The following is a 15818-nucleotide window of genomic DNA, read 5'->3' as shown; positions in this document are numbered from 1 at the left end:
TTTGTCCCATTCATATGCGTCAGCGGACAAGATTATGACAGAATCAGTAGGTTTTCAGACAAAACAAAAAGAGACAGACGACTCTGACTCTTTATCGTTCTTGCTATATGAGCTGTACATTACGATTGGGCAGGCACTTGTGCTGTCAATACAGCTTTACGAGACAGATTCACGCGGCCCTGCTGGTCGATTTCGGTCACTTTCACAGTAATGGTATCCCCAACTGCTACAACGTCCTCAACCTTAGCCACTCGCTCAGTAGAAAGCTGGGAAATGTGTACCAAACCTTCTTTACCAGGCAAAATTTCTACGAAGGCACCGAATTTCTCAACGCGCTTAACTGTACCCAGGTACGTTTCTCCTACTACAACTTCTTTCACGATACCTTCGATGATTTGACGTGCTTTATCATTCATCTGCTCATTGGAGGATGCGATAAATACGCGGCCATCTTGTTCGATATCGATTTTCACGCCGGTTTCTTCAATAATTTTGTTAATGATTTTACCACCAGCGCCGATAACATCACGGATTTTATCCGGGTTGATTTGCATAGTGAGAATTTTTGGTGCATACTGCGACAATTGCGGCTTAGGCTGTTGAATACGTTCTAGCATTTTGCCCAAGATGTGCATGCGACCTTTTTTGGCTTGTTCCAATGCTTGCGTAAGAATCGCACGATCAATACCGTCAATCTTAATATCCATTTGAAGCGCTGTTACCCCACTTGCAGTTCCTGCAACTTTAAAGTCCATATCACCGAGGTGGTCTTCCATACCTTGGATATCCGTTAAGATTGAGAAATGCTCCCCGTCCTTAATCAGACCCATAGCAACACCTGCAACAGGCGCTTTAATAGGTACCCCTGCATCCATCATTGCCAATGTGCTTGCACAAATACTTGCTTGCGAAGTTGAACCGTTAGATTCCAAAACTTCGGATACAAGGCGAATGGTATACGGGAAATCGGTTTCTGATGGAATAATCGGCTCAAGAGCACGCTCACCCAAAGCACCATGGCCAATCTCGCGACGACCTGGAGGACGAAGCGGTCTTGCTTCCCCTACGCTGAACGGAGGAAAATTGTAATGGTGCATGAAGCGTTTGGTTTCTTCCAAATCCAAACCGTCTAGAATTTGTACGTCGCCAAGAGCGCCTAAAGTACAAATACTTAACGCTTGAGTCTGGCCGCGTGTAAACAATCCTGAACCGTGAGTACGCGGCAGCAGGTTAATATCGCACTCAATCGGACGAATTTCATCTAATCCACGTCCGTCCGGTCTTACTTTATCATGAGTAATCAGGCGACGAACTTCTTCCTTAACGATGTCGTACAAGGTCTCCTTGACATCCTTCAGCTTCTCAGGAGTTTCCTCGTATTGCACGTTAAAATGTTCCACGGTTTCTGCATTGATCGCATCAATCGCTTCTTGTCTTGCGTGCTTCTCTGCAATTTTAACCGCTTCAACGAGTCGTTCTTGAGCGAAAGCGCGCACTTCACGGCTAACACTCTCTTCCACACTATGTAACTTGACTTCCATCTTCGGCTTGCCGGCAACTTGCACTAATTCTTCTTGGATAGCTACAATTTTGCGGATTTCATCATGACCAAACATGATCGCTTCCAGCATCACTTCTTCTGGTACTTCATCGGCTCCTGCTTCAACCATCATAATAGCGTCTTTGGTTCCAGCTACAACGAGATGAATGTCGCTTTTCTCCGCTTGTTCCAGAGTCGGATTGATAACGAATTGTCCGTTAACACGACCTACAATAACTCCACCTACCGGTCCGTTGAACGGTACGTCAGAGATGCTCAGCGCTGCGGAAACCCCAATCATCGCTGCAATCTCTGGTGAGCATTCTTGATCCACGCTCATAACAATAGCGACTACTTGGACATCGTTACGAAATCCTTCAGGGAATAACGGTCGAATCGGACGGTCTGTCAAACGGCTTGCAAGAATCGCCTTTTCACTAGGACGTCCCTCCCGTTTAATGAACCCTCCTGGAATTTTACCAACCGAATACAGGCGTTCCTCATAATTCACGGTCAAAGGAAAGAAATCAAGATCCTTTGGTTCGGCAGAAGCCGTTACCGTACAAAGCACCACTGTATCCCCATAACGTGCGGTTACGGCAGCATTCGCTTGCTTGGCTAAACGTCCGGTTTCAAGAATGAACGGACGTCCGCCCAAATCCATTTGTACTCTTTTTTCCATAAAATCCTCCTAAGAGTTTCTGCTAAGAAACTTTCTACGTAAGCGATAGCTTCTGTTTAACCAAGAAACTTTCTTCCTACACGCTGCTGAATGGTTCTACTAACACTTCTTCATAATGCCTAGTATTTCCTTCTTTTTCGAAATAAATCTCGCTTCACCTAAAAGAAACATACGAAAAAGCAACCGCGCTGCGGCTGTCCAAGCCCAATCTGGACCCGAACAGCAGACAACCGAGGTTGCTCCTTTGAAGTCAATCCTATTATCGACGAAGACCAAGCTTTTCGATAAGGGCGCTGTAACGTTTAACGTCTTTGTTTTTCAAATAAGTTAAAAGTTTACGGCGTTGACCTACCATTTTCAAAAGACCGCGACGAGAATGGTGATCCTTCTTGTGCGTTTTCAAATGGCCAGTCAAGTTCACAATATTTTCAGTCAGAATCGCGATTTGCACTTCAGGAGATCCTGTATCGGACTCATGAGTTTTGTGCGTTTGGATCAATTCTTGCTTACGTTCTTGTGTCAATGCCATTGTTCGTTCACCTCCATCAATTGTATATCCCCTATGGCCCAGAGAGCGCCGGAGTAGTCGATTCTCCATGCCATGGTTCATGCCGGACCCATATTGGTTCGACAACGTTTTATAGTATAGCACAGGTGTACTATAAATGTAAAATAGAGAAAAGATTTATTAAACGTTATCAGATAAAAGCGAGCGCGCTTTGTCCGCATCCGTACGAATTTGGGTTATCAGCTCATCTACGGAACCGAATTTTCGTTCAGGACGAAGGAATGAAATAAACTCTACAGAGAGTGCGCTCCCGTAAATCATACGAGAGAAATCAAAGAGATGCGCCTCCAACGTAGGCTTTTCCAAATCTTCAACAAAGGTAGGCTTCTTACCAACATTCATTACTGCATTGTAAACTTCGCCATCCAATGTCACCCTCACGGCATAGACACCAAGTGTGGGAATAACGAACGGCTCTGACATTTCAATGTTAGCCGTTGGAAACCCGATCGTACGTCCTCTACCATCTCCAGTTACAACAGTACCTGTAATGGTGTAAGGGCGCCCCAGTAGGCGGTTAGCTTCCTCTAGCTGAGCATTTTGTAAATACTCCCGAACAAGTGTACTGCTTACCTTGCAACCGTTCAGTTGAAACGGCCTTATCACCTCTACAGCAAAGCGGCCTGCAGCAAGCTCGCATAACGTATCCGGTGTTCCTGCACCTCGAAAGCCGAAGGTGAAATCAAAACCTACGATCACCGTATTGACATTCATAGGGATCAGCATGTTTTCAACGAACTCTTCAGGTGTCACCTTCATAAAGTTAGGGTCAAAAGCTACAAGATAGCTATTATCTAACCCCATCTTGGAGAGCACCTGCTCCTTTTGTGCAGTAGGGGTGAGCAGTTGAGTATACTTTTGCTGGCCCAGCACCTCTTTGGGATGTGGGTGGAAGGTCATGATCGATGCGGGAATGCGCATACGTTCTGCCGTCTGCAGAGCTCGTCTGATCACTTCCTGATGGCCGAGATGAATACCGTCAAATTCCCCAATTGCTAGTACTTGCGGCGTCATAGCCAACGTATCCTTGCCTTCGACTATAGGGTAGTTTAAATGTATCGATTGCATCCAATATGTCACCTGCATTCTTTTCAGACGAAGCTTACTACGAAAATACTTTAACAGGCTGCAGTTCCCGTTTATCGCGATCCCACTGAAAAATCCCTACAAAGCGGGAGCTTTCACTATACACCGCATAATTAAGCTCGGCAGCATCCATCAAAGCCGTCTGCTCCGAAGGAGTCAAGGTCAGTTTTTGCCCAAGCAGTGCCTTGCGAGTCTGTCCTTCACTCAAACGCACCGTCGGCATATGAGCTAAAGCAGTCTCGGCCGGAATTAGCTTGTCCGATAACCCGCCTTGCTGTTGAAGCAGCTCCAGCTGCTCCAAGGTAAGACATTGCTCCTGACCAATGCTGCCGGTGGAGGTGCGAACGAGCTGCGACATGACAGCCGGATAGCCGAGCGCTTTCCCTACATCCACACATAAAGTACGGATATAGGTTCCTTTGGAGCATCGGACACGGAAGCGAATTTCCGGGTGATTCATTTCAAGATTCGTTTCTAAAATCTCTATACTGTAAATGGTTACTTTACGGGATTTGCGCTCTACTTCGACACCTTGGCGTGCTAATTCGTACAAACGCTTACCATCTACTTTAACCGCAGAATACATCGGAGGCACCTGTTCAATTTCACCTACAAAAGAATGCAGCGTCTTACGTACCTGTTCTTCCGTCAAATGAACCTGATCTACTTGCTCGATCACTTGACCACTTGCGTCCTCCGTATCGGTTGCCAATCCGATCTTTAGAGTGGCTTCATACTCTTTGGGAAGCTCTTGGATATATTCCACAAGCCGGGTAGCACGCCCAATACATAAAGGCAGCACCCCCGTTACCTGAGGATCCAAAGTACCTGTATGGCCAATCCTTTTTATTCTAAGAATACGCCTAGCTTTAGCCACTACATCGTGGGATGTGAATCCAACTGGCTTCCAAATTGGGAGTATTCCTTCCAATGCTTCATTTGTCATTCCAGTGCCAAACCTACTTCCCTAACAACACGTTCAATAGCTTCATTCAATGTTCCTTTGACAGCACATCCTGCAGCACGTACATGTCCTCCGCCGCCAAACAATTTGGCGACCTGTGCCACATCAACTTTCCCATTGGAACGCAGGCTCACCTTAACGATGTCTTCCCGTTCTTTGAACAAAATGCCTACTTCAACACCTTCCACATTTCTCGGGTAGTTGACCAATCCATCCAGATCCTCATTGCTCGCACCGCTTAGCTCAAGCTCCGATAAGGTGACTGAAAGCCAAGCTACTTGGTTATGATGAGCGAAAGATAAGGTGGACAGACTGCTCTTAATAAGTGAGATTTGTGGATAAGAGAGCTTCTCCAACAAATGCTCTGCGAGCTCATGGCCTTTAACCCCACGCTGAAGCATATCAGCCGCAATGCGCATTACTTTTGGAGTAGTATTGGCGTACCGAAAACCGCCCGTATCTGTCAAAAGCCCTGAGTAAATGCACACATTCAGTTCATGTGAAAACGGAATATTCATTGTTTCGCACAGATCATATAGCACTTCAACTGTCGCCGCGGCATCATTTACGACTAGATTGCAGCTGCCAAAGCGATCGTTAGTTGCATGATGATCTATATTTAGCAATTGGATATCATCGGCAAATAGCTTGCTTACGCTGCCCATACGGGAAAAGTCAGCACAATCCACGGATATGACATGTGTGAACTTGCCACTTATCGTACCTTCAGAAGCTTCGTAATTGATAATCTTTTGCGTTTGGGCTGCCATAAACATGTATTTCTCTGGCGTACTCCCTTCATTAATCAGGGTGAAACGTTTGCCTAGAGATGTCAATATCCAAGCTACCGCGAAGGTTGATCCGGCGGCATCCCCATCCGGGTGAATATGGGACACCACCAGAAAATCATTGTTCGCGCGAATGAATTGCGCTGCAGCTTCTAGATGCGCAGCGTAATCATTCTGCTGAGATAATGCCGTCATGGTTGTGCATTCTCCCCATTGATCTGGCTCAACAGCTTTTCAATGTGGCTACCGTAATCAATAGATGCATCAAAGCGGAAGATCAGATCAGGAATTTTGCGCAATCGAATCCGTTTGCCCAGTTCCGAACGGATAAACCCGCTCCCGCGACCAAGTGCTTTTAAAGTTTCTTCCTTTTGCTCGTCGGTACCGAGAACGCTCAGGAAAATTTTAGCTTGAGACAAATCATTCGTTACTTCGACACCTGTAACCGTAATGAATCCGATTCTAGGATCTTTAAGCTCCGACTGAATGATTTGACTTAGTTCTTTTTTAATTTGTTCACCGACTCTACCTACGCGAATACGCGCCATTCAGATCACCTCTCAACAGTTTCCATCACGAAGGCTTCGATAATATCCCCTTCTTTAATATCGTTGAATTTATCCAGAGATATACCACACTCGTAACCTTGAGCCACTTCTTTGGCATCGTCTTTGAAACGTTTGAGGGAATCGATATTGCCTTCAAATACAACGATTCCGTTGCGAATCAAGCGCATTTGTGCATTACGGGAAATTTTACCCGAAATGACCATACAACCAGCTATAACGCCAATTTTGGAAACTTTGAAGATGTTACGAACTTCTGCTTGACCGATAACACTTTCTTTAAAGATCGGATCCAGCATCCCTTTCATAGCCTGTTCAATTTCTTCCATCACTTTGTAAATAATGCTGTGCAGACGAATGTCCACTTTCTCTTGATCCGCCGTATTTTTTGCTTGCGGTTCAGGACGGACGTTGAATCCGATAACGATCGCATTGGATGCGGAAGCCAAGATTACGTCAGACTCAGTAATAGCACCTACGCCGTTATGCAAAATTTTGACACGTACGCCTTCAATATCGATCTTCTCAAGAGAACCACGCAGTGCTTCAACAGAACCTTGTACGTCCCCTTTGATGATAACGTTCAAGTCTTTGATTTCGCCGTCTTTAATATGTTTGTACAAATCATCCAAAGTAACACGAACGTTCGCGCCCATTTCAGACTGTCTCAAAGTAACGGCACGTTTCTCGGCAATGGCTCTGGCTTTACGCTCATCCTCGAAACAAATAAACGGATCGCCCGCTTGAGGTACTTCAGTCAAACCAGTAATTTCGACTGGTGTTGAAGGTCCTGCTTCCTTCAGCTTCTTACCTTTGTCATTAACCATGGCGCGAACGCGACCAAAGCATACGCCGGCAACGAAGCTGTCTCCGACTTTAAGCGTACCGTGTTGGATCAGAACGCGTGCAACTGGGCCTTTACCTTTATCCAGCTCAGCCTCAATCACTGTACCTCTAGCACGTTTGTTCGGATTGGCTTTCAGCTCTTGAACTTCAGCCACAAGCAGAATCATGTCAAGCAAGTTTTCAAGTCCAATGCGCTGTTTAGCGGAAATGTTGCAGAAGATGGTATCTCCGCCCCATTCTTCCGGTACCAATTCATACTCTGTAAGCTCCTGCTTGATTTTGTCAGGGTTGGAGTCCGGCTTATCCACTTTGTTAACTGCAACAATAATCGGAACTTTAGCAGCTTTTGCGTGATTGATGGCTTCTACAGTCTGAGGCATAACACCGTCGTCAGCTGCAACTACGATAATCGTGATATCAGTAACTTGTGCACCACGAGCACGCATGGATGTAAACGCTTCGTGACCCGGAGTGTCCAGGAATGTAATCTTCTTATTGTGAACTTCCACTTGATAAGCACCGATGTGCTGAGTAATTCCGCCTGCTTCGCCTTCTGTTACGCTCGTTTTACGAATCGCATCCAGCAAAGTCGTTTTACCATGGTCAACATGACCCATAATGGTTACAACAGGAGGCCGCTCAAGCAAATCTGCTTCATCATCTTTTTCTTCGAACTGTTCGAACTTATCTTCCTCAACCGGAATTTTCAGTTCAACTTCTACGTTGTAGTCGCCAGCAAGCAATTGGATCGCATCGAGATCAAGTTCTTGGTTAATTGTAGCCATAATACCCAGGAACAATAGCTTTTTAATAACTTCCGAAGCATCCTTATGCAGAGCTTTAGCCAATTCGCCGACCGTCATTGTGCCGCGGACAATAATTTTTTTAGGCGTATTGTCGATCTTCTCTTTTTTCACAGGCTCTTGTTGGTATCTGCCTTTTTGATTACGGTTGTTACCTCTATTTTGAGGACCTCTGGAAGAGCTCACTCTGTTATCGTCAAAACGCTTTTGATTCGGTTTTGTCTTCTTGGTTGTCTTGCCTTTTGAAGCGTCATCCATATCCACATCTACAGGTGCACCAGTTCTTGCTGGACCCGCACCAACGGATTTATTGTATGAATTAGGAGCCCCTTGACCCATTCCACGCTGCTCGAACGGCTTACGTTGCTCAAACCCGCCTTGTGGACGGCTGGAACGTTGGTCACCAGGGCGGTTACTATTGTTGCTTCCGCTTGGTGCTCCACTCCGGTTACCTTGACCTTGGTTATAACCACCGCTTGGACGGTTCTGACCTTGGCCACCTTGGCCTCCGCCTTGTTGACCGCCACGGTTTTGATTGTAGCCTCCACCTTGTTGACTGCCGCCACGGTTTTGGTTGTAGCCTCCGCCTTGTTGATTGCCGCTGCGTTGCTGGTTGTTGTAGCCTCCGCCTTGGGACCCTTGTCCTTGCGGTCTGCGATCACCATATTGTCCGCGATTGCCGCTACCTTGACCTTGTTGGTCAGGTCTACGGTCGCCTGAACGTTGTCCGCTATGTTCGCGGTTGGATTGGCCCGAGCCTTGACCTTGTTGGCTGGAGCCTGTTCTTTGCTGATTACTCGATTGGCCTTGTGGATTACTCGACTGGCCTTGCGGAGCTTGAGGCTTAGTTTCCGTCTTAGGCTGTTGTCCAGCTTGTGTTTGTGCTTGTGCGTTTGCGTCTTTGTTCACTGTATTTGTACTCGTATTCGTACTGATAGAAGCATTCCCCGTTTCATTAGTTCCTCGTTTGGCTGCTGCGTTTGCTTTTACGTCTTTAAAAAATTTTTCCACACTCTCCACTGTATCGTTCTCCATTACGCTCATATGATTGTTAACCGGAATACTTAATCTTTTAAGGATTGTAATGATCTCTTTACTGCTCATATTTAAAGACTTGGCATATTCATATACTCTGAGTTTATTATCCTTATTATTCTCTTGTTTACTCAATACTGTCCACCTCCGTACGATTTTCCAGACTTTTCTTCAGCATTTTCGCAAATCCAGCATCGATTACGGCTATGACAACCCGCGTTTCTTTTCCGATACTTGCTCCTAATTGCTCACGGCTGCCGTACTGATGTATGGGAACCCGATACGTACTGCATTTATCGCTCACTTTTTTCAAAGTGTTGGGGGAGGCATCTTCTGCTACAATGACCATCTTGGCTTCGCCCTTACGAACAGAATCAATGACGGTGTCTTCACCCGTAATGACTTTGCCTGCTCTCATGGCCAATCCTAGGTGGTTAAACCATTTATTATTCATCGTCCACCGCCGCTTCTTTGCCGGCAATGAATTCATCTTCTACTTTAATGAAATCCTGTTCCAAAGCATCGTAAATCTCTGCGCTGACTGAATGCTTCAACGCGCGGTCCAATGCTCTGCTCTTTTTGGCCAATCTGAAGCAAGACAGCTTTCCACACAAATAAGCTCCACGTCCCGCTTTTTTACCCGTTAAATCAATGATGATTTCGTCATTTGGTGTTTTCACGACACGAATCAGCTCTTTTTTGGGCATCATTTGCTGGCATGCTACACATTTGCGAAGAGGGATTTTCTTTTGCTTCATCTAGATCACCTTCTACTTGTCAGCTGCTTATACTAATCAATACTGACCGAATCCTGGTGCATTTCCTCGGTGTATGTTTTAGGACGGCCGTATTCTTGTTCTGCTTGAGTTTCGCTCTTGATATCAATTTTCCAACCAGTCAGCTTGGCAGCTAATCTAGCGTTTTGCCCTTTAATGCCGATGGCAAGCGATAGCTGATAATCAGGAACGATAACACGAGCCATCTTCTCGTTCTCAAATACATTCACTTCAAGCACCTTAGAAGGGCTGAGAGCGTTAGCAACGTACTCATCCACATTCTCGACCCAACGCACAATATCGATTTTCTCGCCTTTCAGCTCATTGACGATAGTTTGTACGCGCATCCCTTTTGGGCCTACGCAAGAACCGACAGGATCCACTTCCGCGTTGCGTGAAAATACAGCAATTTTGGAACGGAAGCCTGCTTCGCGGGCAACGGAACGAATTTCAACGACACCGTCGAAAATTTCCGGCACTTCAAGCTCAAATAAACGTTTTAAAAGACCCGGGTGTGTACGCGATAAAATGATTTGCGGGCCTTTAGTCGTATTTTCAACTTTAGTAATATAAGCTTTAACACGATCGCCTTGTTTAAACTTATCTGTCGGCATAAGCTCAGTTAAGGGAAGTGCTGCCTCAATTTTGCCTAAATCGATATAAATATTGCGCAAATCCTGTCTTTGCACAATACCGGTCACGATATCCTCTTCTTTATCGACAAATGCGTTATAAATCAGTCCGCGCTCCGCTTCGCGAATGCGTTGAGTAACGACCTGCTTGGCAGTCTGTGCCGCGATACGTCCAAAATCTCTAGGTGTAACCTCGATTTCAACAATATCGTTCAATTGATAATTTTGATTCATTTCACGTGCCGCATACAAAGATATTTCCAAGCGAGGGTCCAAAACATCCTCTACCACCGTTTTACGAGCGTACACTTTAATTAAGCCGGTGTGGCGGTTAATATCTACACGAACGTTTTGAGCTGTATTAAAATTACGTTTATAGCTGGAGATCAGTGCCGCTTCAATAGCATCAATCAGCACTTCCTTAGCTATTCCCTTTTCCCTTTCGATTTCCAACAATGCTTCAATAAAATCCATATTCATTTGAACGGAGCTCCCCCTCTCATAAAATCCACCACAGTTTTAGAACACGATCGCCAATCTAGCGCTAGCTACTTTGTTATATGGAATCTCGTGTTTTTTCTTTCCGATTTCAACGACCACGGTTTGCTCGTCAAACGACAGCAGCATTCCTTCGAATTCTTTAAGCCCGTCTACCGGCTCATAGGTAGTAACAAACACATGTTGTCCTACTGCTTTATGATAATCCTGCACCTTTTTCAACGGACGCTCTGCCCCAGGAGAGGATACTTCCAAGAAGTAAGCGGTAGGAATCGGATCCTTTTCATCCAATTTTTCACTAAGGAATTCACTAATACGGCCGCAATCGTCGATATCGATGCCGCCTTCTTTGTCTACATAAACTCGCAGAAACCAATTGCTGCCTTCTTTCACATACTCAACATCCACTAATTCAAAGCTGTTTTCGTCTAAAAAAGGCTGAAGAAGTGATTCAACTATAGGTTTAATTTGCGAAATCAACCTGCAACCTCCTATCATCAAATGGAAAGCCTAATGCTTTCATCTCTGTAACAAAATGTAAAGAGTGGGTTTCCCCACTCTCTAAGATCCGAACTTATAACGGTTGTTACCAAAGAAGATTATACCATAAGCCTTATAGGTATGCAATATGAGGACGGCTTGCTTCATTTAAAGATACAATGCCTAGAAAAGCGAAAGCTGGTTGGATTCCGGCAAACCGCGGAAGCAGCCCATGGAGCCCAACAACTCAACAATCGTTTTCGATGCTTTACTACGTGTTTGGAAATCTTCTATTGAGAGAAAGGGTCCGTCATCTTTAGCAGCGGCAATATTTTTAGCGGCATTCACCCCTATCCCCCCTATAGCGGAGAATGGAGGAATCAATGAGTCGCCATCGACCAAAAATTTAGTTGCATCTGATTTATACAGATCGATACTTTTGAAAGAGAAGCCTCTGGCCGTCATTTCAAGAGCCATCTCAAGGATTGAGATCATGGCCTTCTCTTTTGGCGTCGCCTGGAATGCTTTCTCCTCAATTTCGATCAACCTGCGGAGTATCGCATCATAACCTTGGCAGAGCAAATCAAGCTCGAAGTCCTCCGCACGAACCGTGTAATAGGTCGCATAGTAAGCAATCGGATGGTACAGTTTAAAGTAAGCGGTGCGAACCGCAGATATAACATATGCGGCGGCATGCGCCTTCGGAAACATGTACTCGATCCTCTCGCAAGACTCGATGTACCACGCAGGAACTTTATGCTTCTTCATATCCTCTTTCCACTCCGGGGTCAAACCTTTACCTTTACGAACGCTCTCCGTAATTTTAAAAGCAAGTCCGGCATCCATACCCGCCTTATAGATCAAGTAGAGCATGATCTCATCACGACAACCAATTACGGTTTTGATCGTACATGTGCCTTTCTTAATTAGCTCCTGCGCGTTGCCTAGCCAAACACCTGTTCCGTGGGACAAACCGGATATTTGGAGCAAGTCGGCAAAAGACGAAGGCTGCGTCTCATCAAGCATTTGACGAACGAATTTCGTCCCCATCTCGGGAACTCCGTAAGTCGCTACCGTGCTGCGTATTTGCTGTGGAGAGACACCCAGCGCTTTAGTCGAGTTGAACATGCTCATAACCTTCGGATCATTCATAGGAATCGTCGTAGGATCGACACCAGTTAAATCCTGCAGCATCCGCATCATGGTCGGATCATCATGACCGAGTATATCGAGCTTCAACAAGTTCGCATCAAAAGCATGGTAGTCAAAGTGTGTTGTCTTCCATTCGGCATTCACATCATCCGCTGGGAATTGAACAGGAGTTATGTCATCCACGTCAATATAGTCCGGCACAACGACGATACCGCCGGGATGCTGACCTGTACTTCTTTTTACCCCGGTACAGCCTGAGGCAAGTCTACTAACCTCTGCACCACGCCACTTTTTCCCTTGCTCCTCTTCAAACTTCTTCACATAACCAAAAGCGGTTTTTTCGGCGATCGTACCGATGGTTCCTGCTCGGAATACATTTTTAGGCCCGAACAATTCCTTCGTATAGTTATGAGCAACAGGCTGATATTCACCGGAAAAGTTCAAGTCGATATCGGGAACTTTATCCCCTTTAAAGCCAAGGAACGTTTCAAACGGGATATCCTGGCCTTCACCCTTAAGCTTTTCTCCACAGTTAGGGCAGTCCTTGTCGGGAAGATCAAATCCGCTTGGGATGCTTCCGTCGAGGAACCATTCATTATACTGGCAGGATCGACAAACATAATGCGGAGGCAGCGGATTTACTTCGGAAATGCCAAGGAACGTTGCAACGACAGACGAGCCTACTGAACCACGGGAACCTACCAAATAACCGTCTTGGTTGGATTTCTTAACTAAACGCTCTGATACCAAATAGTTCGCCGAGAACTCATATTTGATAATAGGTACTAGTTCCTTTTCCAATCTAGCCGTAACTACTTCCGGTATCGGTTCACCGTAAATGCGTTTGGCCGTGTCGTAGCATTTGGATCGGATCTCATCGTCCGCCCCTTCAATAATCGGAGCAAACAGTTTATCCGGGAACAACTCCAAATCCTCGAACTGATCCGCCAGATCGCTCGTATTTTTGACTACGACATCGAACGCGGTTTCTTCACCTAGAAACTGAAATTCTGCAAGCATTTCCTTCGTTGTTCTAAAGTGAACATCCGGCTTTTTCATATCCTTCAATGGACTGAAGCCGGTAATTCCGTTAATCGTAATATCGCGGCAAATTTTATCCCGAGGCTGCAAATAGTGAACATTGCCGGTGGCAATAACCGGTTTATTCAGCTTGCGTCCGATATCCAACACTCTTCGTGTGGCATCCTCTAATTGTTCCTTACTCCCTACAAGGCCTTTATCCACTAAATGCATATTAACACCTGTAGGTTGAATTTCCAGCACGTCGTAGAATTGCGCAACTTCCTCTGCCTCTTCCACGGACTTATTCAATACCGCTTCAAAGAATTCACCTTTCTCACAGCCTGAAGTGATAATTAATCCTTCCCTCATGCTAGCAAGCAAACTTTTAGGAATACATGCCACTCTATGAAAGTATTCGGTATGAGACAAGGAAACCAAAGTATATAAATTTTTCTTCCCGATCATATTCGTAGCATAAATGCAGCAATGGAACGGCCGGGTGTTTTTCAAATTTTTGCCGACATTATCATTCAAACGTTCCAAATCGGTAATACCGCGTTCATTTGCCTCTTTGATAAGATGAAATAATATATAGCCCAGTGCAATAGAGTCGTCAATCGCACGGTGATGATTATCAAGACCGACTTTGAATTTATCAGCAAGAGTATTCAGTCGGTGATTTTTCATTGTAGGGAACAAAAGTCTTGCCAGCTCTAATGTATCGAGAGAAGGGTTGGTAACAACCGGTAGCCCTAGCTGCTTGCAATTAGCCTGAATAAAGCCCATATCGAATCTCGCGTTGTGCGCTACAAGTACGCAGTCACCGACAAAATCGATGAATTTGGGAAGCATCTCTGCCAGTTCAGGCGCATCCTTCACCATATCGTCCGTAATGTTTGTCAACTGTTGAATGTTGTAGGGTATACGCTCATGTGGATTGATGAATGTAGCAAAACGGTCAATCTCTTTGCCATCCTTCATTTTCACACCGGCAATTTCAATAATCCTGTTGTTGACGATAGACAATCCCGTCGTCTCGATGTCAAAAATAACGTATTCGATATCTTTCAACTCCATCGAACGTGCGTTCTCAACTACAGGCACTCCATCGTTAACTACATTGGCTTCAAGACCATAAATCATTTTAATACCATGCTTCTTCGCAGCCTTGTTTGCATCGGGGTAGCATTGGATACCACTATGATCGGTAACGGCAATGGCTTTATGTCCCCATTTGGCCGCCATTTTGACATATTGATCAATCGGCGTAATTGCATCCATGGTACTCATTGTCGTATGCAGATGGAATTCAACCCGCTTTTCCGCCGCGTCATCTTTGCGATCTGGAGGTGCCATCACTTCATTGACATCATTCGGAATCAAGACCAGCTCAGGAATTTGCATAAAACGGTCATATTCCACTTTCCCGCGCACTTTAACCCATGTTCCATTTTGAATCAAACTAAAAATTTTAACATCCTCTTTTGTTTTCGCGAAGGCTTTGATCATCATCGAGTCGGTAAAATCCGTTATATTAAACGTAAACAAGGTGCTGCCGTTTCTTAGCTCCTTCATTTCCAATCCGAATACGGCGCCTTGCAGCGTAACTTTCTTTTCTTCGTCTTGAACCATTTGAATCGGTACTGGAGGATCTTTAATCTCATAACCCACCATAAGCTTAAGATCTGCTTCAGGAAGAGATTCTGCTTCCTCCACTTCGATTGAAGTCATGATTTCCTGTGTAACTACTTTCTCTTCTTCTTCAATCTTCTTGGCGAATTTCTCGAACTCGGCTTCCCTGTTCTCATCCACTGCATATCGCACCTGGAACTCCACTCCAAAAAAATCGGAGAAATAGGTTTGAATCCACTGTCCGATATTTTTCTTCTTAGCAAGCTCCAGACCTATGGAATCCAGCAGCATAAGGGTTAGTTGGTGCCCCTGCACATCAATTTTGGCTCTGCTCATCCAGCCGTTGACGGATGTCGCTTCCCGCTGTACCCATTCGATAAACATTCCCCAATATTCTCGAGCTACTATTTCCGGTTCAACCTCGTCCGTATATTTCAACATAAACTTAGTCGCTGCAATATGAGCAAACTTGTCCCGGATCATTTTGCAAAAAGAACGATATACCTCATGAGGAACGATCGTGCTTTTAACGATATAAAAAGTCCATTCCCTATTCTTCCTGGTTGTTTCTACTCTATCGATATATCCATCCTGAAAAAAAGAGTTCACTACATCCGCAGGCACGTGGGCCTGCTGCATCAGCATCTCAAACCGTTCTCTTTTCACTGCCGTACTGCTCATGAACTTCCTCCCCCGTAAAACATACAAAGGGCAAACAGGAGATGTTGCTTTCCGATTTGCCCTTAA

General features: G+C 45.2%; 12 protein-coding genes. All 12 read right to left on the bottom strand.

From position 1 onward, the window contains the following. Positions 1 to 119: 119 nt before the first annotated feature. Positions 120 to 2222 (bottom strand): polyribonucleotide nucleotidyltransferase, encoded by a 2103-nt coding sequence (pnp, locus tag BP97_RS0118705; RefSeq protein WP_028550473.1) that lies wholly within the window; start codon positions 2220 to 2222, stop codon positions 120 to 122. Positions 2223 to 2481: 259 nt separating this feature from the next. After that, positions 2482 to 2751 carry a 30S ribosomal protein S15 gene (gene rpsO, locus BP97_RS0118700; protein ID WP_028550472.1) on the bottom strand — a complete coding sequence of 90 codons (270 nt, stop codon included), beginning with the start codon at positions 2749 to 2751 and terminating at the stop codon, positions 2482 to 2484. A gap of 159 nt (positions 2752 to 2910) precedes the next feature. After that, positions 2911 to 3858 carry a bifunctional riboflavin kinase/FAD synthetase gene (locus BP97_RS0118695; RefSeq protein ID WP_028550471.1) on the bottom strand — a complete coding sequence of 316 codons (948 nt, stop codon included), beginning with the start codon at positions 3856 to 3858 and terminating at the stop codon, positions 2911 to 2913. Positions 3859 to 3895: 37 nt separating this feature from the next. Beyond that, positions 3896 to 4822: a tRNA pseudouridine(55) synthase TruB gene (gene truB, locus BP97_RS0118690; RefSeq protein ID WP_028550470.1), complete on the bottom strand. Its 927-nt coding sequence runs from the start codon at positions 4820 to 4822 to the stop codon at positions 3896 to 3898. After that, the gene (locus tag BP97_RS0118685; protein WP_028550469.1) at positions 4819 to 5823 is read right to left on the bottom strand and encodes a DHH family phosphoesterase; all 1005 of its coding nucleotides are present in this window, start codon (positions 5821 to 5823) and stop codon (positions 4819 to 4821) included. Before BP97_RS0118685 ends, truB begins: the two co-directional genes overlap by 4 nt. Beyond that, positions 5820 to 6176, bottom strand: coding sequence for a 30S ribosome-binding factor RbfA (gene rbfA, locus BP97_RS0118680; RefSeq protein WP_028550468.1), 357 nt, complete (start codon positions 6174 to 6176; stop codon positions 5820 to 5822). Before rbfA ends, BP97_RS0118685 begins: the two co-directional genes overlap by 4 nt. A 5-nt stretch (positions 6177 to 6181) precedes the next feature. Beyond that, positions 6182 to 9013 carry a translation initiation factor IF-2 gene (gene infB / locus BP97_RS0118675; RefSeq protein ID WP_028550467.1) on the bottom strand — a complete coding sequence of 944 codons (2832 nt, stop codon included), beginning with the start codon at positions 9011 to 9013 and terminating at the stop codon, positions 6182 to 6184. Then, positions 9006 to 9332: a YlxQ family RNA-binding protein gene (locus tag BP97_RS36805; RefSeq protein WP_036746157.1), complete on the bottom strand. Its 327-nt coding sequence runs from the start codon at positions 9330 to 9332 to the stop codon at positions 9006 to 9008. The genes infB and BP97_RS36805 overlap by 8 nt, the downstream gene beginning before the upstream one ends. Beyond that, complete coding sequence (rnpM, locus tag BP97_RS0118665; protein WP_028550466.1) at positions 9325 to 9636, bottom strand: RNase P modulator RnpM; 312 nt, start codon at positions 9634 to 9636, stop codon at positions 9325 to 9327. Before rnpM ends, BP97_RS36805 begins: the two co-directional genes overlap by 8 nt. 32 nt (positions 9637 to 9668) lie before the next feature. After that, positions 9669 to 10766, bottom strand: coding sequence for a transcription termination factor NusA (nusA, locus tag BP97_RS0118660; RefSeq protein WP_028550465.1), 1098 nt, complete (start codon positions 10764 to 10766; stop codon positions 9669 to 9671). Between the two features lie 39 nt (positions 10767 to 10805). Then, positions 10806 to 11282, bottom strand: a complete 477-nt coding sequence (rimP, locus tag BP97_RS0118655) for a ribosome maturation factor RimP (RefSeq protein WP_036746156.1) — start codon at positions 11280 to 11282, stop codon at positions 10806 to 10808. Positions 11283 to 11447: 165 nt separating this feature from the next. Next, the gene (locus tag BP97_RS0118650; protein ID WP_028550463.1) at positions 11448 to 15752 is read right to left on the bottom strand and encodes a PolC-type DNA polymerase III; all 4305 of its coding nucleotides are present in this window, start codon (positions 15750 to 15752) and stop codon (positions 11448 to 11450) included. Between the last annotated feature and the right edge of the window lie 66 nt (positions 15753 to 15818).

Source organism: Paenibacillus sp. UNC451MF, assembly GCF_000686845.1.
In the GTDB taxonomy this organism is placed as follows: Bacteria; Bacillota; Bacilli; order Paenibacillales; family NBRC-103111; genus Paenibacillus_S.
This window is presented reverse-complemented; position numbering and strand designations above follow the sequence as displayed.

Excerpts from the sequence above, each read along its gene's own strand:
- BP97_RS0118685 (WP_028550469.1), bottom strand. The coding sequence starts at position 5,823 with ATGACGGCATTATCTCAGCAGAATGATTACGCTGCGCATCTAGAAGCT.
- rpsO (WP_028550472.1), bottom strand. The coding sequence starts at position 2,751 with ATGGCATTGACACAAGAACGTAAGCAAGAATTGATCCAAACGCACAAA.
- rbfA (WP_028550468.1), bottom strand. The coding sequence starts at position 6,176 with ATGGCGCGTATTCGCGTAGGTAGAGTCGGTGAACAAATTAAAAAAGAA.
- pnp (WP_028550473.1), bottom strand. The coding sequence starts at position 2,222 with ATGGAAAAAAGAGTACAAATGGATTTGGGCGGACGTCCGTTCATTCTT.
- truB (WP_028550470.1), bottom strand. The coding sequence starts at position 4,822 with ATGACAAATGAAGCATTGGAAGGAATACTCCCAATTTGGAAGCCAGTT.
- BP97_RS0118695 (WP_028550471.1), bottom strand. The coding sequence starts at position 3,858 with ATGCAATCGATACATTTAAACTACCCTATAGTCGAAGGCAAGGATACG.
- rimP (WP_036746156.1), bottom strand. The coding sequence starts at position 11,282 with ATGATAGGAGGTTGCAGGTTGATTTCGCAAATTAAACCTATAGTTGAA.
- nusA (WP_028550465.1), bottom strand. The coding sequence starts at position 10,766 with ATGAATATGGATTTTATTGAAGCATTGTTGGAAATCGAAAGGGAAAAG.
- BP97_RS0118650 (WP_028550463.1), bottom strand. The coding sequence starts at position 15,752 with ATGAGCAGTACGGCAGTGAAAAGAGAACGGTTTGAGATGCTGATGCAG.
- BP97_RS36805 (WP_036746157.1), bottom strand. The coding sequence starts at position 9,332 with ATGAATAATAAATGGTTTAACCACCTAGGATTGGCCATGAGAGCAGGC.
- rnpM (WP_028550466.1), bottom strand. The coding sequence starts at position 9,636 with ATGAAGCAAAAGAAAATCCCTCTTCGCAAATGTGTAGCATGCCAGCAA.